The 19,471-nt window shown below is 42.5% G+C and carries 24 protein-coding genes; all 24 read right to left on the bottom strand.

Annotated features, from left to right (window positions below):
* Nucleotides 1-137 precede the first annotated feature (137 nt).
* Nucleotides 138-344, bottom strand: a complete 207-nt coding sequence (locus ABFV83_RS02300; RefSeq protein WP_349947336.1) for a hypothetical protein — start codon at nt 342-344, stop codon at nt 138-140.
* A complete protein-coding gene (locus ABFV83_RS02295; protein WP_349947335.1) occupies nt 344-2,245 on the bottom strand; it encodes a phage minor capsid protein in 1,902 nt (633 codons plus the stop codon). Before ABFV83_RS02295 ends, ABFV83_RS02300 begins: the two co-directional genes overlap by 1 nt.
* Nucleotides 2,246-2,249: 4 nt before the next feature.
* Entirely contained in the window at nt 2,250-2,471 is a 222-nt protein-coding gene (locus tag ABFV83_RS02290) for a hypothetical protein (protein WP_349947334.1), read from the bottom strand.
* Nucleotides 2,395-3,948 carry a capsid protein gene (locus tag ABFV83_RS02285; RefSeq protein ID WP_349947333.1) on the bottom strand — a complete coding sequence of 518 codons (1,554 nt, stop codon included), beginning with the start codon at nt 3,946-3,948 and terminating at the stop codon, nt 2,395-2,397. Before ABFV83_RS02285 ends, ABFV83_RS02290 begins: the two co-directional genes overlap by 77 nt.
* Nucleotides 3,949-5,343: a terminase gene (locus tag ABFV83_RS02280; RefSeq protein ID WP_349947332.1), complete on the bottom strand. Its 1,395-nt coding sequence runs from the start codon at nt 5,341-5,343 to the stop codon at nt 3,949-3,951.
* Nucleotides 5,343-5,870: a terminase small subunit gene (locus ABFV83_RS02275; protein ID WP_349947331.1), complete on the bottom strand. Its 528-nt coding sequence runs from the start codon at nt 5,868-5,870 to the stop codon at nt 5,343-5,345. Before ABFV83_RS02275 ends, ABFV83_RS02280 begins: the two co-directional genes overlap by 1 nt.
* A gap of 89 nt (nt 5,871-5,959) precedes the next feature.
* A complete protein-coding gene (locus ABFV83_RS02270) occupies nt 5,960-6,445 on the bottom strand; it encodes a hypothetical protein (protein ID WP_349947330.1) in 486 nt (161 codons plus the stop codon).
* A 588-nt stretch (nt 6,446-7,033) separates the two neighbouring features.
* Nucleotides 7,034-7,465 (bottom strand): hypothetical protein, encoded by a 432-nt coding sequence (locus ABFV83_RS02265; protein ID WP_349947329.1) that lies wholly within the window; start codon nt 7,463-7,465, stop codon nt 7,034-7,036.
* Nucleotides 7,466-7,572: 107 nt separating this feature from the next.
* Nucleotides 7,573-7,980, bottom strand: a complete 408-nt coding sequence (locus ABFV83_RS02260; RefSeq protein WP_349947328.1) for a hypothetical protein — start codon at nt 7,978-7,980, stop codon at nt 7,573-7,575.
* 47 nt (nt 7,981-8,027) lie between these two features.
* Nucleotides 8,028-8,561 (bottom strand): hypothetical protein, encoded by a 534-nt coding sequence (locus ABFV83_RS02255; RefSeq protein ID WP_349947327.1) that lies wholly within the window; start codon nt 8,559-8,561, stop codon nt 8,028-8,030.
* 304 nt (nt 8,562-8,865) lie between these two features.
* Entirely contained in the window at nt 8,866-9,366 is a 501-nt protein-coding gene (locus ABFV83_RS02250) for a helix-turn-helix domain-containing protein (protein WP_349947326.1), read from the bottom strand.
* Between the two features lie 4 nt (nt 9,367-9,370).
* On the bottom strand, nt 9,371-9,838 hold the full coding sequence (locus ABFV83_RS02245; protein WP_349947325.1) for a hypothetical protein: 468 nt from the start codon (nt 9,836-9,838) through the stop codon (nt 9,371-9,373).
* Entirely contained in the window at nt 9,828-10,031 is a 204-nt protein-coding gene (locus tag ABFV83_RS02240) for a hypothetical protein (protein WP_349947324.1), read from the bottom strand. Before ABFV83_RS02240 ends, ABFV83_RS02245 begins: the two co-directional genes overlap by 11 nt.
* 63 nt (nt 10,032-10,094) lie before the next feature.
* Nucleotides 10,095-10,730: a hypothetical protein gene (locus ABFV83_RS02235; RefSeq protein WP_349947323.1), complete on the bottom strand. Its 636-nt coding sequence runs from the start codon at nt 10,728-10,730 to the stop codon at nt 10,095-10,097.
* A gap of 95 nt (nt 10,731-10,825) precedes the next feature.
* Entirely contained in the window at nt 10,826-11,671 is an 846-nt protein-coding gene (locus ABFV83_RS02230; RefSeq protein WP_349947322.1) for a DNA adenine methylase, read from the bottom strand.
* Nucleotides 11,668-12,936, bottom strand: coding sequence for a phosphoadenosine phosphosulfate reductase family protein (locus ABFV83_RS02225; RefSeq protein WP_349947321.1), 1,269 nt, complete (start codon nt 12,934-12,936; stop codon nt 11,668-11,670). Before ABFV83_RS02225 ends, ABFV83_RS02230 begins: the two co-directional genes overlap by 4 nt.
* Before the next feature lie 253 nt (nt 12,937-13,189).
* A complete protein-coding gene (locus ABFV83_RS02220) occupies nt 13,190-13,429 on the bottom strand; it encodes a hypothetical protein (RefSeq protein WP_349947320.1) in 240 nt (79 codons plus the stop codon).
* Nucleotides 13,426-14,808 (bottom strand): DEAD/DEAH box helicase, encoded by a 1,383-nt coding sequence (locus ABFV83_RS02215; RefSeq protein ID WP_349947319.1) that lies wholly within the window; start codon nt 14,806-14,808, stop codon nt 13,426-13,428. The genes ABFV83_RS02220 and ABFV83_RS02215 overlap by 4 nt, the downstream gene beginning before the upstream one ends.
* Nucleotides 14,786-15,232: a hypothetical protein gene (locus tag ABFV83_RS02210; protein ID WP_349947318.1), complete on the bottom strand. Its 447-nt coding sequence runs from the start codon at nt 15,230-15,232 to the stop codon at nt 14,786-14,788. The genes ABFV83_RS02215 and ABFV83_RS02210 overlap by 23 nt, the downstream gene beginning before the upstream one ends.
* Nucleotides 15,226-15,435: a hypothetical protein gene (locus ABFV83_RS02205; RefSeq protein WP_349947317.1), complete on the bottom strand. Its 210-nt coding sequence runs from the start codon at nt 15,433-15,435 to the stop codon at nt 15,226-15,228. The genes ABFV83_RS02210 and ABFV83_RS02205 overlap by 7 nt, the downstream gene beginning before the upstream one ends.
* 308 nt (nt 15,436-15,743) lie before the next feature.
* Nucleotides 15,744-17,666, bottom strand: coding sequence for a DUF927 domain-containing protein (locus ABFV83_RS02200; RefSeq protein ID WP_349947316.1), 1,923 nt, complete (start codon nt 17,664-17,666; stop codon nt 15,744-15,746).
* Nucleotides 17,596-18,210 carry a CHC2 zinc finger domain-containing protein gene (locus ABFV83_RS02195; protein ID WP_349947315.1) on the bottom strand — a complete coding sequence of 205 codons (615 nt, stop codon included), beginning with the start codon at nt 18,208-18,210 and terminating at the stop codon, nt 17,596-17,598. Before ABFV83_RS02195 ends, ABFV83_RS02200 begins: the two co-directional genes overlap by 71 nt.
* Entirely contained in the window at nt 18,188-18,811 is a 624-nt protein-coding gene (locus ABFV83_RS02190; protein WP_349947314.1) for a hypothetical protein, read from the bottom strand. The genes ABFV83_RS02195 and ABFV83_RS02190 overlap by 23 nt, the downstream gene beginning before the upstream one ends.
* Nucleotides 18,804-19,469: an AAA family ATPase gene (locus ABFV83_RS02185; RefSeq protein ID WP_349947313.1), complete on the bottom strand. Its 666-nt coding sequence runs from the start codon at nt 19,467-19,469 to the stop codon at nt 18,804-18,806. Before ABFV83_RS02185 ends, ABFV83_RS02190 begins: the two co-directional genes overlap by 8 nt.
* Nucleotides 19,470-19,471 lie beyond the last annotated feature (2 nt).

Here is a 19,471-nt window from a genome sequence, read left to right as displayed (position 1 = left end):
ATCCTGCGCGCTTTATCTGTTATGATATTTAATTATATCGGATCCTCTCTTATCCGGTGCATACTGCCTCCGATCTGTTGCGACGGTCGCAACGTAGAATATAAAAATACCACCAATCCGTTAATGGATCAGTGGTATCAGCCATTCATTACAATATCCCCTTCTTCATAATGCTTAAGGATTTCCAACTCCCCCAGTTCTTTCAACCTGGTAGGAAATTCTTTCTGCTTTTCCAAATCTTCCGAAGACAAAACGCAAGTGTTTGGAAAATACTCTTCAAATAGTTGATGTACTTTAACTTCATTCTCTGGATCATGAAGCCACTGTTTCGGAATGTAAACCATTATTTTATTCCCTCCTTCCACATAGCATTTACTATAACGTTTGTAAATATCACACGCTCATTTGTGCTTAAATTATCCAGTGATATTCCATGGTCAATCTTTGATAATGCGTTTTTCAAATCTTCTCCCATCATGTCCTCATACTGCCGCAGTTTAGGATTATTCTCAAAAAACTTATTAAGCAACTCCTTTTTATTCAGTTCAATACTTTTATAATATTGCTTATAATAACTTCGTTCATCAAAATCCAATGAGAAAACATCATCATACAATTGTTCCCAGACACCACTATTCCCAAGAAGACGATCTCTCCATGCTATCTTTCCAAAGTCCATTGCGGTATTACAATTTTTAAACTTAGGCAGCCTTTTAAGCCTGGGTAGCGTCTTTGCAAGAATATCACCGTAGGCCGGAGCAAGCTTCTCTTCAATGCCATATAGTCCTGCAGCATGATGCGCTGCCACCTCCGCGAAAGTCTCCTCCATAATACGCCACTTTTCACTTGGGCGACCATTCTTTACTGCATCCCATTTTCGTCCATGTAAGGACAGGTGATAGGATTCATGAAATGCGGTTTTTATTTGATACGGCATGGAACGTTCATCATCAGATTGGAGAGCGTATTCTATATATTCACAAATACCTTTATCAGCCTGAGGATAATAGCTGCACCCTCCTCTGGCATCCATCTTCCGAAGTTTCACCGGTATGTTATTACGTTCAATTCCTAACCGGTCTATCAGCTGTTCTGCAAATACTTTTCTGTCCTGAGTCGTATTGATACTGTCCATGGCAGGAAGCTGATCGATAACAAGGTTTTTAAAAACTCCTTCCTGTATTATATCAGCTTGCGATGCTTTTGACCATTCATCTGCCTTATTTTTGTATTTTTCTTTGTTTTCTTTATCAAGAGAATACTGGGACAACTGTCCATACTTATCCGCCTGCCTTTTGGTATATTGATGATCCTGTTCCTGTTTATACTTTTGATCAATGGCTCTCAGTTCTTTTTTCGTCCAGGTGTCCTCCGCAGTAGAGATACCAGGAAAGTATGTACTGTGGCTATCCTTACACCTTGGATGATACAGACCCCTTGCTATTGCAATGCTCATTAAGGGATAGGGACCATCAGAAGACTTCCCGCCACTCCATACATCGTCGATCAGGACCTTTCCCACAAAGGGAAGACACTTAGGACATGGATTCCCACGCTTTGCCACGATTACCGTACTGATTCCCCACTCCTGGCGTTTCTCTCCTTCTCCCTGTAGGTATGCCCGTTTGCTGGCCGTCCGGATTGCCATGTCTGCATAGTCAGGCAGAGTATGACGGGCTCCGTTTTTATATTCTATACAGTTAAGGCCCCGTGAACGCATATCCTTGGTGGCCATATCCACCGCTTTTTCATAAGTACCGGCTCCGGAATTTGCATACGCCTGGGCATTAAAAATAGCCTTACGATACTGGTCGTTTGCCATTCGCAAGACTGCTGTTTCTGCTTTCTTCATATCGTTATCGGTTGCCTTGATCAGAGCTTGCAGCTTCCGGGTATTCAGTTTGAAAAACTCTGCCTGCATGGCTGCCGAAGCGGGCTTATAATTTTTAAAGCCATTCTTAATAGCACGGAGGATCTGTTCTTCCTGCTTCAGCCCTCCCTGTTGTTTGGCCTGCCAGATCAACTCTCCCATTTGAGCATTGATGCTTTTAAACTGTTTGCTGTACTTCTTCTGATTTTCCAGTTTATATTTTTCCAGGGCCTTAAGCTGCTCGGTCTGCCACATGGACCACTCATAACCTTCTTTAAGTTCTTCGGCCCGGTGACGGTCCATATTTCGGATCATGGAAGAGATCAATTCTTGCTCTATGGCTTCAAAGGCTGCAGTAATGTCATATTCATTCATAAAATCACCTGCCGTTTGCTAAAACTTTATACCCTTGCGCTTTAAGCTGCCTGGTTAATTCTTTCAGCTGGGTAATGCTCTCACATTTATCACAGCGAAGTTCTGCATACCCGTTCTTCTCAATGGCGTAAATACCGAAAGGAACCTGCTCACTTGCTACTTCCAGGAGCCCCTGATACTCCGGCTGGCTCATTTTGTATAGACGGTTCATTACCTTCACTTTCATCCAACTTCACTCCTTCCGTATTAAGCCCGGGCTCTTCCGCTTCAAAAATTCCCTGCTCAAACTTGATCCGCTTGACCTCCTCTGACTTTTCATCTTCCGTCAAGGTGTCACCGTACATTTCATCTATGGATTTTTCTATACTCATGACCCCACTGGTCCGGGCCTTGCTGACCGTCTCCACTACTGAATCAAAGCCTGGAGCCGCGTACTCCCCAAACTTGACGGAAACTTTATACTCTCCGGGTGCCTTTTTCTGCATCTGGTCATAAGTCATCATAACCCTACTAACCAGCTCTGGAATAACCTTGCAAAGCACCTTAACCAGCGTTCCTCTGGTATGCATGGTGATTTTCTCCTTTTCCCTTTGGCTATCTGCATTGTCTGTCTTTTTCAAATCAATACCGAGAGTAGCCGGGGAAATGATGCCCTGCAGCACCAGGTCCATAAACGCTGAATAGCTGTTTAAATACGCTTCATAGGATATCTGGGGCTGGGAAACCTCAATCTTATCGCTATAGCCCTCCTTCTTGACGGCTCCAATAGCTATGTAATCATTATCAAACTCATTCGGTTCAATCAGCTGACCAGTGTTAGGATCCCTGGGAACCATATCCTCCGGAATATACCGGTTCACTCTTCCCTTCCTCACTGCATCAAGCCACTGGCTGATCACTTCGTCTAAAGCGTCCAGATCGTCCGTCTTACCTTCAAACAGTGCCTTACCTCTGCCTTTCCACTTGCTTGATGAAAAGAATATAAGGGGGATTCCCATTATGTAGTCTCCATCAAAGGCTGTATCTTCATAAATGCCTGTTTCCGGGAGTGTTTTAAGAGGAACTTCCCCTCCCCCATCATCAAAGAGCTTGTAAGTCACATATCCTTTTCCGTAGGTTTCTTCCAAGCGGTACTCCTTTGTTTTGCTGTTTGGATAGGGATAAGCAGTAGAAAAAACAATCTCAGATAATCTGCCCCGTTGGTATCTATACTCTACCCGGTCTGCTTCATAAAACTCTAAGACAGGGTACTGGCTGACTTTATCCAGGCTTATCTTAAAGGCACCGTCCCCGGCTGAAAGAGCTCCTGCAACAGCTTCTCCCATAAGACCTTCAAAGTCGTTATCCTTTGCTATCTCATCCCATAATTCCTTAAGCGGCCGGATCTCTTCTTCTCCGAAACTGATATCATTAAAATCAGCTGTTATAATATCCTTAAACCGATCCACCACAATTCCTACGATACCCGAATGAATCTTTCTTACTTTCCGGAATGGGACAGAAGCCCAAAACCTTGCTTTGAATATATCACAGTACGCCGTCTGTTTGAAAAACTGTTCCAGCTCTGACGGATCTCCCCGGTACCAGATCTTATTTTTCAGGACATTTCCCTGAAAAGAAAGTGGCTCCTTTATAATCACCTGCCGCTCCGTAGCTGGTTCGATCTTAAGCAGTTTGAAAAACATATCTTTAAACCAACCCATTTATACACTCCTCCTTCCTGTTCCGATTTTTACTTCGTAAGGCAGCCATGCGTACTGAACGCTGTTTACCATGTGATCGTTCCTGTCTTCTGGCGTATTATCCTTGTCTTCTAACCAGCTGTATACTTCAAGCTCCCGGATATAGTTTGCGCAAGTATCCACGATGTAGAAACATGGCTTTGCTCCTGTATCTGCAAACCAGTTTAACTGATTAATAATACGGTCAATGATCTGCTCTTTCTTCCAAGCATCATTGAAATTATAAACGCAGCCATTCAGACGCTTATATTTTAAGAACTCTGTAATGGTTGCCTGATCCGCTGAGTCAATGAATGTATCTCTGGCAAATCCCCATTCGTTCCGGTTGCGATCAAGGAAGTCTATAAAGTTCCGGACCGTATCAGTAGGGGCCAGCGGTATTCCCAGATCGGCGTTATTATAAACCTTTTCATCAAGCACACAGCAGTTACCACGGTTTGTAATACCAATAAAGCTCATGGAAATGGTATCCGGGGATTTCTGAGAATAGGACGTATCCAGGCCCGCGGAAAAGTGTACAAACCATTCTGTCTGATGGCGGTCGTTCTGATTCCGGATAAACTGTTTTGCGTGATCCTTACTTACCACATGTTTCTTTCGGTCAAAGTTACTAAAGATCAGGCCGGTGGCTTTACCTCTTAGGCCCTGGATCTTATTTTTCCATATCTTCGTGCCTTTCGGCGTATTCCTGATAATGTTCTCCAATTTCTCCTCGGACAGACCCAAATTATGGGCAAAAGAAAAGAACCAATGAACCCAGCCGGGCTTTGGTTCCTCTCGTAATTCTTCCAGTATTTCTTTTGGTGTCTCATCTTCCCATTCAGGAAGCGGTCGGGAACAGTTAATATACTCCTTGTAGACTGGCAAGTTCGGATCATCTGGGTTAAGCGTCCCCATCAGGTAATCACAACGCATAGCAGATTCCCGGACAAACTCTATATCCGCGGTATTGATCTCGTCAATATACAGACAGCCGTACTGACCGCCTAGAGCCTTCTGCCACTTCTTCTTATCTCCGTAGCCCATTACATAGATAATCTTATCACCACCGGAAGTATGGAAGAGAATGTGGGGGATCTTATCATCTTTGGTTCCGTTGCCGTTGTATTCAGCCAGAACACCGAAATCATCAATGATTCCCAGGTCCTTATTGATGATATTCTTTTCTGCAGTACCGGTATCCTTTGCGGCTATAATGTGCAGCTTCTTGGGGCTTTCTGCCACCTTAAGCATGAACTTAAACAGGCCTACCGTAGTCTTACCTGCAGCCGTAGTCCCCTCAAGGAACTCAACCGGGGCATCACACTTAAGAAAGGCTTTGTACTTCTCTGATAGCAACAAGCGTTCATCACTCATTATCCATCACCGCCACGCATCTGCTTGATCAGATCGTCAAGCTTGGTCTTCTCAGTCTCCAGGGCGCCGGATACCTCCAGCTTATCCTTAAACATACCTAAGTGTCTGCCGATCAGCTCCAGGGCCTTGCCTTTATCATTCAGCTTGATTTCAATACCGTTTGCCCCTTCTTTGATTCCGGCAATGGCTCCCATCTTATCTCCAGGCATTTCATCAGTAGTTTTCACTTGAACCACTCTGAGGATTCCTTTGTTCTCAATCGTCACAAAATCTGTGACATCCGCAAAGCCGATCTTTGCAAGCTCCTTTAAAACCATGTCCTGGGTGATCTCAGTACGCTTTTCCCGGTCCTTCATACGCTTTTCAACATAAGCCGCAACGTTAACATTAGTTAACATTCTGCTTGCAGCTGCTTTGGCTGTTTCATCTTTCTTGACCTTGGGATACGCAATCCTGTAAGCCCTGGTGGCATTAAGATCAATCAGGTACTCATCTGCAAATGTTTTCTGTTTGGCTGTTAATGCCATCAGTCTCACCTCACCTTCCAATCTGGCTAATTTTTATAACAAAAAAAGAGACAGCTAAAGCTATCTCTCAATATAATCAAATCTATCCTTTATTTTTTCATAATTCCATATGCATTAAAATTATAAGTCACCCCATCTATCCGACGTTCTCCTGTTACCATGACTCCTGTATCATCAGTATAGTACCAGTTGTTTCCTACTTGAATCCAACCAATTTTCATATATCCGTTTTCATCAAAAAAATAACGTTTTCCGTCAATTCTAACCCAGCCATTTGTATAATAACTTCCATTTTCCAACTGATACCACTTTCCAATATCATTACTCTTCCAGCTTCCAGGCTTTGCTTTTAGATAAGTGTCTTCATAGTAACTATCCGTATTTTCATCATATTCTATAGATGGCAGATTATCTAAATACTTCTGTTCTGCCAGATCTACTTCAATATTTAGTATATCTTCTTCTGTCAATGGTCCGATATGAGTTTCTGGATTATAACGATATGCAAATGATGTTATGGTAAAGCTAATTGATAGTATCGTTGTCATATAAAATATTCTTCTTATTTGTTTCATACAATCCCTCCATATTTAACAAAAAAATAGTGTTACTCTTTCCACTTTCTTCCATCATACTACAAATTCTGATAAAAGAAAAGCCCCCATCTTCCGACAAGTGCTCTTGCCAAGCCTCACCACCTCACTTGTGTTTGTTTTTTGTATTGAAAAAGAGACGGGGTTAGCCGCCTCTTAGCTATTGATTATCGCTAAAATTATGATAATTGCCGCTATAGGTGCAAAGTAACAAAAGAAACCTACAACATACATACGCTTCTCCCCTTTGCTTTTCTTCTATCATACGCCCAAATTACCCAAAAGGAAACACCCATCAAGGCTTAACCAAGACAGGTGTTTTCAAAAAAGGAGAATAAGTATGGCTGAAACCAATCGGAACACCCGGATTCGAACCGGGAACCACCTCGCCATTAATGGTGTTGTTCTTCCTGTTGAACTATGTTCCGCACCACTAGTATTGCATTTTGCGCTCAATACACTGACTTATATACGCCGCTTTCTATCCGATTTGAAAAGCCATGAAGAAAGCATAAGAACGTCGGCTTTAATCAGCTGCCAAGCTGTTACACCTGGCAGCCGCAGGGGGCATTATTTCTTTGTGTATTCGATAATTACGTTGGCTGTAGCTCCTGAGTAAAGCCCATCATTGTTAAGAAAATGGTAAACGATGTTGCCATTATTATTGTAATAATACACGTTCACTGCGGCAAACAAACCATTGGTTCGGTTTAAGGACGTTTGTAACATGATCTGTGCATTACCAACTCCATCCACCAAATTTCCGTACAGATTGACTACCTTATCAATCTTGAGATCAGAAACATTTGCAAAGACAATACCATTGCCACTATCGTTAGCGAGTTTCCCAGGAATCACCTTCCGATAGATTGGCTTACCGTCAATCCATGTACCGCATACGGTCTCTTCTGTAGAATAAACATTTTCTGCTGGTGTACCACCATTATCGGTACCGCAACACCCACAGTTAATTGTAATACAACTCTTTTTATCTTCGCACATATAATTTACCTCGCTTTTATCTTTTTAGCCTTTTGGTCAAAATTCATACAAATTCCAGTTTCAGAAGATTGAAGCCATCATGCTTGCACTTGGCAGCCGTAGGCGCATTATTTCTTTGTGTATTCGATGACCACATAGGCTGTACAGCCTGAATACTTTCCATTATTATTTAGAAGATGATAGTATATGCTGCCATCTGCATTATCATAAAACATATTTACCGCAGCAACCAATTTGCCTGGCTCGTCATAAGATGTCTGTAACGTAATTTGAGCCCTATTATTCTTGTCAATCATGTTTCCATATAGATTGATTAACCGTTCTATATTGAGTTCAGAAACACTTGCAAATACAATTGAATTGCCACTATTGCTAGTAAGTGTCCCGGAAATCACCTTCCTATAAATCGGCTTACCGTCCACCCATGTGCCAATCTCAACTTCATCAAAGGAATAAACTTCTTTAGAATTCCCATCACATTCTGCAAGTTGAATGCAGTATTTTTTATCTGTCATAAATAAATCCTCACTTTCATCTTTTCATGTAAATTCTGATTACGCTTCTATTTCAGTTTTTTTGTCGCCGGCAACTCTGCGATCCGAATGATTGACGCATACACATCTTCTAAGGCTGGATTTCCTTCCACATAAGAACCATTGATGCATAGTTCAACCTTTTCAGTAAACCTTATAATTCCTAATCCTTCACAGTTTGATGTGTTGACAGCACGGGTTGGAGTTATTCTCGTACACACATAGTCCGTAATGTCTTTACCACTTATTAAATCATGAAACAATATTGATGCATATGCCGGCTTATCATTTGTAATAATCTGGCAGTTCAAAAACACTAAATAAGTCCCCGGATTCAACACTACTGCTCCCCTATCAGTCAGTTCAAAATCCCCAAAAGATTTATCATTAAAATAAATCTTTTTATCTTTCGTTATACTGCTTTGTAAATCCGCTTTAAGCTGCATATATTTCAATGCTCCGAACGGTGCAGGTGTAGAAGTACCCGTGTCTGAGTCACCTCTGCAGCAGCAACACCCGTAATACTGATTATTGATTACAGTACAACATTTCTTTTCTTCCATAAATAAATCCTCGCTTTCAGTGTTTTCATTGTTTCACATACTAACCGGTATCGTATGTTTCGTTAACACGATCGTGATATAACTATAATAATACACCAAATATAAAACGTCAAACTTTTTTCGAACATATGTTCTTTTATTGTTTGCGATCAGCTATCAAATCAATACGGCCCCTGAGCTGTTGCGCTCAGAAGCCGTTAAAAGGGGATTTCCATATTTATACAATTTTGGATACTATCATTATAGATCGGCCATATTGCCACGTCAATGACAGCTTTCTGCCACGCTTGTCAAGACCCTCCCCTTAGTCCAGAATGATGGCATCTGCACCGAACAAGTAAACGCTTAAGATATCCGTAAGTTCTGAAATCCACCGCCACACAGTCCTTTCTGCACAATTATCCAGTATTTCTGCTATGGATTTCGGAGTCATGCCGTCAAGATAATAATATTTAAAGGCCTTATACTTCTCTGGTGTCTCCTTCCGATACTCCTCGTCTTCCAAAAGTTTCAAGCATTTATCAATATGTGCAATCATGACAATGCTCCGGAGCTTGCTTTTAATGATGCTGTTTATGTAAATATCCTCTGCCGATAACTCCTCCAGTTCTTCCCCATCGTCCACGTCCGACAGCTCCGACACGCCCTCTTGGACGCTCTGGCAAATCCGGTTATAGTTCTCCATCAGCTTCTTGGCGTTCTGAAATACCTTTACCCGCTTATTCTTTTTCTGAGACTTCTCAAATTCCTTTACGGCCTCAAGTGCCGCTGTTCTTGCTAACTGCTCTGCTGTCTCTTTATTCATCCTATCACCTCCCTGATGCCAACATCTTCTTTTTCATTCTGTCCTTTTTCTGCCCCAAAAGCTCTGTATATGTCATGGTCACGAACCTGTTTGGTTCTTTCAGGCTGGCCAACTCCACGATATGCGGGTATTTCCTCACTACAATAACCTTTTCTGATGTAATCCGTGTTCCCCTCACAAAGTCCCTGCGGAAGCTCTCATAAACAAATCGGGATCCGATTTTCAGAGACCACTTAAATTCCTCCAGATCCCATACCGTAATTTCTGGATCCTCCTGGCAGTCTTCGACTTTACCGGATATGCCTGTCCCCACCGTCTTAAAAGTATACCGGCCTCCGTAGGTTCTTCCTTCACGGGCATAATCATAAATGGCCTGCCGGGGTATGGCCAGTGCTACTTCCCACTCCTTGGCGGTACGTTTCCCTAGCAGTTTTCCATCTTCATATACCGCATATAAATTTTCAAATGCCATGATCCACCTTTCCTTTCTTTACCGGCGGCTCCCGCAGCCTCCGATCTGAACACAAACTCGTATATGTATAAGCCGGCATCGTTGCAGAGAAGGTCATGGCAGGCGGCGCCTTAACTGCTATGGCTGCCTCTACCGTGGTGATCCTCCGCGCTTGCACATACTGATTCCGGCGCTCTTTTGGTGATTTTCTCAATTTATCCCTCCTTTTGGGTACAAAAAAACTACCAACTGAATGTTGATAGTTGGTAGTTAATTATTATTTAATATGTTTTTGATAAGTTTTAAAAAATGAATTAAAGCTATCCATTAAGGAATTTTGTGAAACTCCATGAAATTTATAATTATCTTCATCAACTAAATGACCTTTCATATAAAGAGTGAAGATACATGGTTCATTCAATCCTATTCTTGATTGATCAGAATCTACAAAAGAATGTTTAAATGAGTTGGCAAAATCATTTAGTAAATTCAGGAATTCTTCGTGATCATTGAACGCTTTAAACTCATTGGTATCAGACTTAATTAGGTTAAGATAATTACCTATGTCTTTTACTATTAACTTGTCCATCTTCAAACCAGGTGTTTTTTTGTTTTCCTCTAACACCCATACTAATGAAATCATATCATCTACAGCTCTTCTCATATGAAATATTAATTCCTCTGAAATTAAAAAATAATCCTGTGGAACTAATTTGGTTTTTTGAATTTGCTCCCAAATATCAAAACTCTCTTTAGCCTTTTTATTTATTCTTATAATTCGCTGAATTAGCTTAAAGTGCTTAAGCGACAAATTTCCTAAACCTTCGACTATTGGAAGATTTGGAGTTAATTGTGGATTTGCTACTCCATTAATAGTTTTCATTTCTAATTCAATTAATATTGGCTTTAACATGGTTAATCCCCCTCTCATTTAGACTAGTATAATACACTTCAATCCAACTATCAATATTCAATTATCAAGGAACAATATTTCTTTTAAATCCGAGTTTACGTAGCAGGCATCAGTGCCGGTGCCCCCGCTTCCTGGCCTGCCTTTGACTCTAATCTCATCTGCTCCACCGGCTCAAAGTTCATCCACAATGTTTCCACTCGCCTATGATTATTCTGAGCCCTGGCCGGCATCTGCAATTTATACCAGTCTTTCAAATACCGCTCATAAAGATCACAGTCATATCCGGAAAGCATTACCTTTGCCCGGCTGTGGATCACCGTCTCCAGCAGCTCCTCATGATCCTGATCAGACATTTCATGCCGATACTGCTTCCGGCCTCGTGTAGATAATACATAGGGAGGATCCAAATAGATCAGGACATTCTCATGATCAAAGGCTCTGATCAGTTCCAGCGCCGGTCTGTTTTCGATCTGCACGCCTTTCAGCCTAACGACCATTTCTGCCAATGCTTCCGGCAGCTTATTCCAGTTCCGGACCGCATAGGCCGCTTCCCTGCCATAGACATCTTTCTTCCAACCGCAATCCCCATTCAATCTGAATCCGTGGCTCTGCATGGATCTTACTGCAAAGTAACCTGCCCGCTCCACAGGGGACTGAGGCTCTTCCTGGAAGGTTTCCTCATAGACCTGCCTGGAATACGGCGTATATGTAAGCCAGTCCTGCAACTCCTGACAGCTTTCCGGATTCTGTATCACCCGGAAGAAATTCACCACATCACCGTCAAGATCGTTTACCGTCTCAATCCTGGAAGGGGGCTTTGCGAAAAGGATAGCCCCTCCCCCAAAGTACGGATCTAGATAGCTGTGGTGTTTAGGCATATTCTCAATTATCCAGGAAGCGATCCGTTTCTTACTTCCGGGATAATGTAATAAAGACTTCATCTTACTCCTCCTGTCAATTCTTCATCGTCGGCCTCGCTATCATATTCACTTGATGTTAATTCATCTTCTACAATGCGCTCGCCGACATCATCAAAAACACATGGCCTCATATCCACTGCATCTTCAACGTCCAAAGCAATATTTAGATAATTTACCCTACCATTACCTTTATATTTCTGCAGGTTCATTAACTGCTCACCAAGACCGGATTTCATTTGCTGCTCCCAGCGATCCGGATGAGTCTGGCGCAGAACTGACATATGATTGTCCTTAAATGCAATGTCAGTACAACAGCCGACACAGCCATTTCGCTTTATATGGCAAATCTCACCTTTATTATTTGTGTACTGCATATCATACAATGATGTATACGGCACATCATATTTTCGTATGTATTCCCATATATCATCATCCGTCCATATTCCAAGAGGTGACACATGGTAGAATTTCGGCGCATGTGGCCTGTGGCTCTTGAAGATATAACCCCTGGTCGAAAAGGATAACAATCTGGCATGGCTTTCAGCAGCCATTAAGCCTTTCATAATCACATCAATTCCAAGTTCAGCCTGTTTCTTCTCTGATGGTTCCTTTTTCAGGATTGAACAACAGTGGTTTGATGTCTTTACATTTCGGATCAAATCATAGTATTCCAGGGTTTCCTGTTTTTCTGACTCGGACTTGGAGAACCGAAGAAAGCAATCAATATTAATTCTCTTAGCTGTCAACTTAGAAGCCGCTTTCCCAAGAATCGGATAACCATACTGATCAACACACCAGTTAAAGGATTTCATTGTTCCTTTCTTCCAAACAAGACCCCTATTTCGAAAATCTTCCCACATCTCCGGTGTCGCTTTCCTCTCCAAAGATACCGTTGACTTAAGTTTTCCGTCTTCTTTAAGGACCTCATTGATTCTGTCCTCCTGAATCAGCCATTCCAGTACTTCCTTCTGTGCCTCGTATTTTAGACCATCATCCTGCAGCTTATCCGGCAGAACCTCATGAAACTGAACGTTTTCGTTGCTCCATTCTTCTCCCAGCTTTCTTGCAAATTTCAAGCTTTCCGGAAACTCTACTGTGGTATTCCCAAAAATCACATGGTATTTTGCATCAGGAAAATGCGTCCTGATCAAATGCCAGAGAACTGTAGAATCCTTTCCGCCACTAAAGGCAACGCCAACCGCGCCTTTAGATAATTCAAATCCTTTCCCAATAGCCTCAACCGCTTTCTGTATTTTGTAATCCAGCGGCTTTTTCTGTTCCTCCATAACCTCTTTAAACGTATAAACTGTACTCATATTTTTGAAAGGAGCCAGGATATCCTGTCACGGTGGCCACCGCTCCGGCCTCCTTTCAGTTTTTAATTAAACATTACTATTTTCTTTTCCCGGCACACACTCAAAATGTATGTGCAACTTACTCCGTCTTTTGGTTGTTATATGCTCACAATCCCCGTAGATTTCTTTTCCGCAAATATAGCAGATATAAGTTTTCGACTGGGGAATAGCATTAAGATTTCTTTTAGCTGGCATTGTCGCACCTCCCATTCTTTTCTTCTTCAAGCTGGGTAAACGTTGCAAGCATAATCCTCCCGCATATTGGGGCTCCGTTATATTTTTTCATAATCTGACCAAAATCTGTTGTAGCAGAATTCCATAAACCCGGCTCCATGGGTTTCCCATGATATTTCTGATAAAAAATATAAGCATCACAGAAGACACCTTTTACCATGGCAGCTGCTTCTTCAGTTCGTACACTCATAAAACACACCCTGCCTTTCTGTAATGAGCCCGGCGCCGCTTCCACTGATTCTCACAAAACTGGATATCATCCACATAGTCATAACAAACAGCATCTTCCTTCCCTGAAAACACTCTGGCTATCCTTCCTATGCTCTGGGTAACAACGGCATAATCCTTTTTAGGAAGAGTCATATACAGCCGGTCAAGGCAAGGGATATCCAAGCCTTCTTTAGCCAGACTGAAGGTTGCGAATAGAAAATGCTTCTTTCCATTCCTCATATCTTCAATAGCCCGCTCCCGTTCTGCCCTGGCCTTCTTACTGGTCATGCTGCCATCGATCATAACACTGGCTCTTTTAAGCTCCACAGGCAGCATATTTCTTAATATCTGCAAATGCTCCAGTCGATCCGAAAGGATCAGGTTAAAATGCTCTCCATTGCTTTTCAAATCCTTAACAATAATTTCATTCCTTGGACCGCTCCCCGTCAGGTATGGGATCAACTTTGTAAAGACAAGCGTCCCATCTGTATCCAAACATTCTCGGTTCACCTTTATTCCTGTATTCCTCTGACTGATTCGCACCTGCATGGTCTTATCAGCCACAGCCTCCTCCGGAACTCTGTAGGCAATTTCTCCTAGCACGGCAAAGGTGCTTTGTATCAATCCGTCTGATCGGTGGACGGTTGCAGACAAACCGTATTTATATCGCGCTGCCAGACTGTTCATGACTTTGTAAAACATCGTCACTTTAGAAGGTGTTCCGGCCAGCCGGTGGCATTCATCAACGATTATTACATCCCAGGAATACCGGTACTTGTCCAGGTCCAGCTTACAGAGTGTCTGCACGGTGGCAAAAGTAATGTGACTGCCAATATGCACCTTTCCTGCCGTAATCTTTCCCAGGGTCCTTTTATCAAAGTACTGTGCAGCCCTTTCATAAGACTGGGTAAGAAGGTCCTGAGTGTGCGTGATCCACAGTGTCCTCCTTGATAATTTGGCTGCCAGTGCTATTCCCATCTGGGTCTTTCCGGATCCGCAAGGACTTTGAAGAATTCCGCAACTCTGACAGCTCATTTCCATCACTGCCGGCTCTTGATAGTCATACAGAGGAATTGTTCCATCAAAGCTTAAAAGTCCGTTATCCGCCAAATCTTGATTGATTAGAGTATCCTCCTCCTTGAACTCCTTAACCTTTTTTCCCACTCCAACCGGTACAATCAACTCATTGCCTTCCACCCGGTATAGCCATAAATATTTCGGTGTATTACCAACCCATAGCCCCCGGCGTGAACGATTGGCGTATTCCGGATTAGGCAGTACTAGATTTTCACGGCACCAGTCAAACAGGGCCTTCGGGGCATCTGTTATCCGGATCTCATTGCCAATCACTATCCGCATTCCCATCACCTACACTTTCCGGAAGGTTTCCCAACCAGATATCAATGTTACTGCCATATCTTCCGCATAGCGGTTCATCAATCTGCTTAATTCCTTTGCCCTGAAGATGTTTGATCAGGTCATAGTCAATCAGATAAATTGTCTGATTGCTAAATCGTAAAGCAAATTTCCCCTTCTCATTACCAGTCAGTTCAAACAGATGCATGGCATTGTACTGATTCTCCTCCATTCTGCTGAGAAAGAAATAATCCTTTTCACAGTCCTTGCAGTCAAAGAGATATGTAACTCCATTTCTGGCCGCTACTACGTCGCAGGGCTGACCATTTTTATTGTCCTGAAACATATGAACCCAGAACCCTTCTTCTGACAGAAGCTCCGCAAATTCTCTTTCAAAGTCTGTCCCGGCCTTCTTATTGCTTACCATAAAACTTCCGCCTCTCTTTCAAGCTCCAGAGTCAAACGCCGGACCATCTTCAAATCATCTTTGATCCGTTGTCTGGAGGGCCTTTGCAGGTCCCAGATCTCTTTCTGGTCTCCGGAATCAAGTACCTCTCTATAGTTTTCTATCTTTTCAAATTCCCCTTTTGCATCCTGCATGAGAAATTCAATCGCACTGATTTTATTCAAATTACCACCTTTTCCTTTCCGGTCTTACCACTTTCAGGAAATGTCTTACTCAAAATCTTACCTAAAAACCCTTACAAACCCTTTAAATACGTAGGGTCTTACCGTCTTACCTAAAAGCCAACAGGATAAACGTATATTTATAGAGGAAAAAATAAAATACCAATTTCCCCTCGCGCTATGTATATGTTATTTATGGTAAGACTGGTAAGATGGTAAGACTATATATATAAAAGCCTTATTCTACAAGGGTTTCATGGTCTTACCTAATTTTTTTTTTAGGTAAGACTAGGTAAGACCGTGTAAGACTTTTAGTTAAACGGAAGCGTTTCCTGCTCGTAATCCACCTTTATGAAGCCATCCTTGTCAGCTCCATCGTCATTGTTTTCAAATTTTAGCTTTATGTAACTGGCCTTGATCCCGTAAACCTTTGTCTGGTGAACATATTTCCCTTGACTATTTGTAATTAACCGATCTTTCTCTGCCCATTTCTTACTGACAGCCGCATAATCAAATCCACCGTCTTCAAGGAAGTCACATAACACATCTTTATTAATAACAGCCACCGGGGGCTTTTCTGGGCGATCATCGTCTGCGTCAATCCTCCCCCACACTTCCCCTTTATTTGAAGCATCTGCTCCGTCAGGATTTCGAAATCTCATAGGGTTTCTGGCTATCCAGTTAAGTACTGTTTGGTAGGATCGTTCTGAAATATCAACTTCCTTTGCGCTGCGTAAATACATTTCCACATCTTTAATTGTAAGCGGAGTTTCATCCGCAAAAATCAATTCTGTTAAAATCCGGTCCGCAACCAAAATACAAGACATAGCCATTGCTTGCTTTTCTGTGGTGTCAAGCTGACACATTTCATCAAAATACTTTTTATATTCTTCCTGAAGCTTTTTTGTTTCTGTCCCCTGGAGATATTCCACCAGCTTTTTTCCAGCAAATCCATAATTCTCCGTAAGCACAGATACGGTATGGTTTCCGTCTTTTAGCAATTTTTCTTCCACCTCTATCTCAATCACTCGGTTTTTAGATCCACTGCGGCTATTTGCTTTGGTAATGGGCTCTTCTCCTGTGAAGATGAAACTGTTTTTCCAGGTTTTCGTCTCTTCCACGCCACCAGCAGCCCTTCCCCGCCCTTTATCAACACCTTCTGTGATCTGGTAGATTAACTGATCAAAGTTGGTTGTCCATTTATCCTTCATAGTCTGCAACTCGTCGCCAGTATAAGGTAAAGAATACAGGAACGCTGCGTTACGCATGATTCCTACCTTAGTTGTATTCATCGTCTTTACCAATCCGCCCATTTTAGGGTTTCCCCATATCGACATGGCTGCCATAATTGCTACGGTTTTGCCTGTGCCAGATTCTCCACTCCATACATGAAACACAAAAGGAAGTATATTTAACAGTTCTATCATGGCGCTTCCGGCGCTGGCAGCAAAGGCCATGCGGATAATCTTATTGCTCCTTAACTCGCTGCAATGGTTTTTCCAGATTTCAAAGCTTCCATGCTCTTTAATATTTTGGAAAATAGGATCAAAGTCCCGATCACCATCATAAACAATATCTTCCGCATAAGGCATAAACTCTTCCCCTGACCACCCAAGGCGACGAATGGATTTCTTTGGATTGAGTGTCAGGGGATTAAGCCCTACACAATCCGATATATACCGAACCAGATTCTTTGCATTGTCCGATGTGACTTCAATTCCAAACTGACTGAGAGCATCCACGATTTTATTGGTATTGGCGCAAACACTACGATCCACAGTGATACTCTGCCAGGATGCGGACTTGAAATAGGCCAGGGTGATTCTCTCCTCTGCTGTATCCACATTTTTCAGGATCTCTATGGGCAGGATCGGATGGCTACAGGCATGGGCCGGCACCGGCATTGCGTTTTTGTCATACCGGATTGCCCTCACCCCTAAGTCATTGGCCGTCCATTCCCCGCATATCAGTTCCAGCGGCTGATCGGTAAATTTCGTCTTCTGACCGTCCTGTTTCTGACGCTGGGCATAGTCAAGAACGAAGGACTTATATACGTTGTTAAATTCTGTTGCGCGCTTTAATTTCCTGGCTGCATTCCGCAAAGCCTCTATGTACTGGGTTCTTTCAACATTGTCTTCTATTTCGAAAATCTGATAAAAGACTTCATCGGGAAATGGATCCGTCTGGCTCAGTTCGTACATACCAGTTATTAATTCGTCCTTCGATTTCTCCAATTCTTATCACCGCCTTCTTGTCGCCATAAACTTCTTCTGGACATTCTTCCAGATTTTCAAGCAAATATTCTATGTATGTAATGTTCTGCAGGGCTTCTGTAAAATGCTCATTTTTCTCATGGATTGCTTCACAGAGCAGGATCCGGTACATCTGGACATACATCTTTGCCCTTTTGGCAAAAGCAGCAACATTTTGTCGCCGCTTTCTCTTACGTTCTGCCTCTCGCTTCTCCCTGTATGTAACCGGTACTGTTACTGGAACACTAAAAGCAGCAGCCAACTCCTTTGCCGCTTCCTCATTACGGATCCCTTGATACAAGGCGGCAAACTTTATCTGGTCCCCACCTGTACCACAGGTAAAGCAGTAAAATCCTTTTCCATTGGGATATATCTTCATACTCGGATCCTTATCCTGGTGAAAGGGGCATAAGCACAGCCCCTTTTTATTCACCTGAAGACCGTAATACTCTGCAACGGCCTGCATGGACACAGATTCCTTTACTTTATGGAATAGCTCCGGATCACATGAATGGAATTCCCTCATCACCGGCTCCTTCTGGAATGCTCATAAAGCCATCACCGTCAGTAAAGGAAGGCGGTGCTGCATCTGACGGGCTTGGACGACTGCCGCCCTGGGCTTCTGCAGGAAGAAGCTCGTCTTCCGGAACTTCTGCCTCATCAAGCCCAGCAACGCTGCGGATCCTCCATAACTCTGTAACAAAGGGAGTTGTCCCATCATCAGCTTTAAACTGCCGGCGGCGGAAAATCCCTCCAAACTTCTTGCCCGCAAGCATCTTCTCATTACCTTCCTTGTCCCACTGGAAGGTGAAATTGTTAGAACGTTCAATGCTGGTAATGATTCCTTTTAACCATGACGTTCCTTTACCGTCCATGTTCTGCTTGAATACACCTTTCCATTTGGCGTTTTTTCCATTCTGTGCTTTAGCTGCTTCAAACATCTTTTTATAAAAATCCTTGTGTTCCCCTTCGGCAATATCGAAAAGTATTACAAACTGCTCATTGCCATTCTGAGATGTCTGTGTAGCTACCTGAACGATAGAGCATACATATTTTCCCTTGGGAAGCTGAACGGATTCTCCTGTATAAGCCTGGGCCTCATCATAACCTGCTGGTTTCTTAATCATGTTTTACATCCTCCTTGTTTAAATTCTTTGGGTTTAGAATTTCGTAATATTCCCTGATGATGTTATCAACCATTAGAAGGTCATTATCTATCTCAACAGCCTCAAACATATCATCCGGAGCCTTGCTGACCGCCCCGTCTCGTGATTGAGTGACGAAGACATACCTGTCAGACTTCAATGACCGTAAAACAACCGTAAACATTCCTTCCAGACATACTTTCTCATCCAGAAGCTTTCCAATAGTTTTGGGTTTTATATCCCCATAATCATTTACATCTTCATGCATTACCACATACACGATCCGATCTTCCGGTACTTCATCCTGAATTGTTTTAATCAGCCGGTAAAAATCATCTGCCAACTGATTGTAAAGCCCAAATACTGCGTTACCTTTTCCCGTTGTATTGTGGCCATCCATAAACTGACCAGTGATCAGGTAACCTGCATCATCAATTACAATGGATTTAGGCCACTGAGGGCTTTTGAGGCATTTTTTAATAAACTCATAATCATTACTGACCGATCCCCCTATCTTCCCTTTGAACGGAAGTGGCTTATTAATTACACGGATAAGGCCAAAGTCTTTCCCTACACAATTCTTCAGGCTTCGTGATTTTCCACTCCCTGATTTTCCCATTATCATGACTGGAATTCCCATGT

The organism is Lacrimispora sp. BS-2, from assembly GCF_040207125.1.
In the GTDB taxonomy this organism is placed as follows: Bacteria; Bacillota; Clostridia; order Lachnospirales; family Lachnospiraceae; genus Lacrimispora.
Note: the sequence above shows the minus strand (reverse complement) of the source record. Positions and strands in the feature narration are given on the sequence as shown.

Bases quoted from the DNA above. Each gene is read 5' to 3' on its own strand.
- ABFV83_RS02215 (WP_349947319.1), bottom strand. From the start codon at position 14,808: ATGCGGATAGTGATTGGCAATGAGATCCGGATAACAGATGCCCCGAAG.
- ABFV83_RS02210 (WP_349947318.1), bottom strand. From the start codon at position 15,232: ATGGTAAGCAATAAGAAGGCCGGGACAGACTTTGAAAGAGAATTTGCG.
- ABFV83_RS02190 (WP_349947314.1), bottom strand. From the start codon at position 18,811: ATGATTAAGAAACCAGCAGGTTATGATGAGGCCCAGGCTTATACAGGA.
- ABFV83_RS02185 (WP_349947313.1), bottom strand. From the start codon at position 19,469: ATGGGAATTCCAGTCATGATAATGGGAAAATCAGGGAGTGGAAAATCA.
- ABFV83_RS02235 (WP_349947323.1), bottom strand. From the start codon at position 10,730: ATGTTAAAGCCAATATTAATTGAATTAGAAATGAAAACTATTAATGGA.
- ABFV83_RS02265 (WP_349947329.1), bottom strand. From the start codon at position 7,465: ATGTGCGAAGATAAAAAGAGTTGTATTACAATTAACTGTGGGTGTTGC.
- ABFV83_RS02285 (WP_349947333.1), bottom strand. From the start codon at position 3,948: ATGGGTTGGTTTAAAGATATGTTTTTCAAACTGCTTAAGATCGAACCA.
- ABFV83_RS02225 (WP_349947321.1), bottom strand. From the start codon at position 12,936: ATGGAGGAACAGAAAAAGCCGCTGGATTACAAAATACAGAAAGCGGTT.
- ABFV83_RS02295 (WP_349947335.1), bottom strand. From the start codon at position 2,245: ATGAATGAATATGACATTACTGCAGCCTTTGAAGCCATAGAGCAAGAA.
- ABFV83_RS02270 (WP_349947330.1), bottom strand. From the start codon at position 6,445: ATGAAACAAATAAGAAGAATATTTTATATGACAACGATACTATCAATT.
- ABFV83_RS02230 (WP_349947322.1), bottom strand. From the start codon at position 11,671: ATGAAGTCTTTATTACATTATCCCGGAAGTAAGAAACGGATCGCTTCC.
- ABFV83_RS02300 (WP_349947336.1), bottom strand. From the start codon at position 344: ATGGTTTACATTCCGAAACAGTGGCTTCATGATCCAGAGAATGAAGTT.
- ABFV83_RS02275 (WP_349947331.1), bottom strand. From the start codon at position 5,870: ATGGCATTAACAGCCAAACAGAAAACATTTGCAGATGAGTACCTGATT.
- ABFV83_RS02250 (WP_349947326.1), bottom strand. From the start codon at position 9,366: ATGAATAAAGAGACAGCAGAGCAGTTAGCAAGAACAGCGGCACTTGAG.
- ABFV83_RS02245 (WP_349947325.1), bottom strand. From the start codon at position 9,838: ATGGCATTTGAAAATTTATATGCGGTATATGAAGATGGAAAACTGCTA.
- ABFV83_RS02220 (WP_349947320.1), bottom strand. From the start codon at position 13,429: ATGAGTGTACGAACTGAAGAAGCAGCTGCCATGGTAAAAGGTGTCTTC.
- ABFV83_RS02280 (WP_349947332.1), bottom strand. From the start codon at position 5,343: ATGAGTGATGAACGCTTGTTGCTATCAGAGAAGTACAAAGCCTTTCTT.
- ABFV83_RS02260 (WP_349947328.1), bottom strand. From the start codon at position 7,980: ATGACAGATAAAAAATACTGCATTCAACTTGCAGAATGTGATGGGAAT.
- ABFV83_RS02195 (WP_349947315.1), bottom strand. From the start codon at position 18,210: ATGAGGGAATTCCATTCATGTGATCCGGAGCTATTCCATAAAGTAAAG.
- ABFV83_RS02255 (WP_349947327.1), bottom strand. From the start codon at position 8,561: ATGGAAGAAAAGAAATGTTGTACTGTAATCAATAATCAGTATTACGGG.
- ABFV83_RS02290 (WP_349947334.1), bottom strand. From the start codon at position 2,471: ATGAAAGTGAAGGTAATGAACCGTCTATACAAAATGAGCCAGCCGGAG.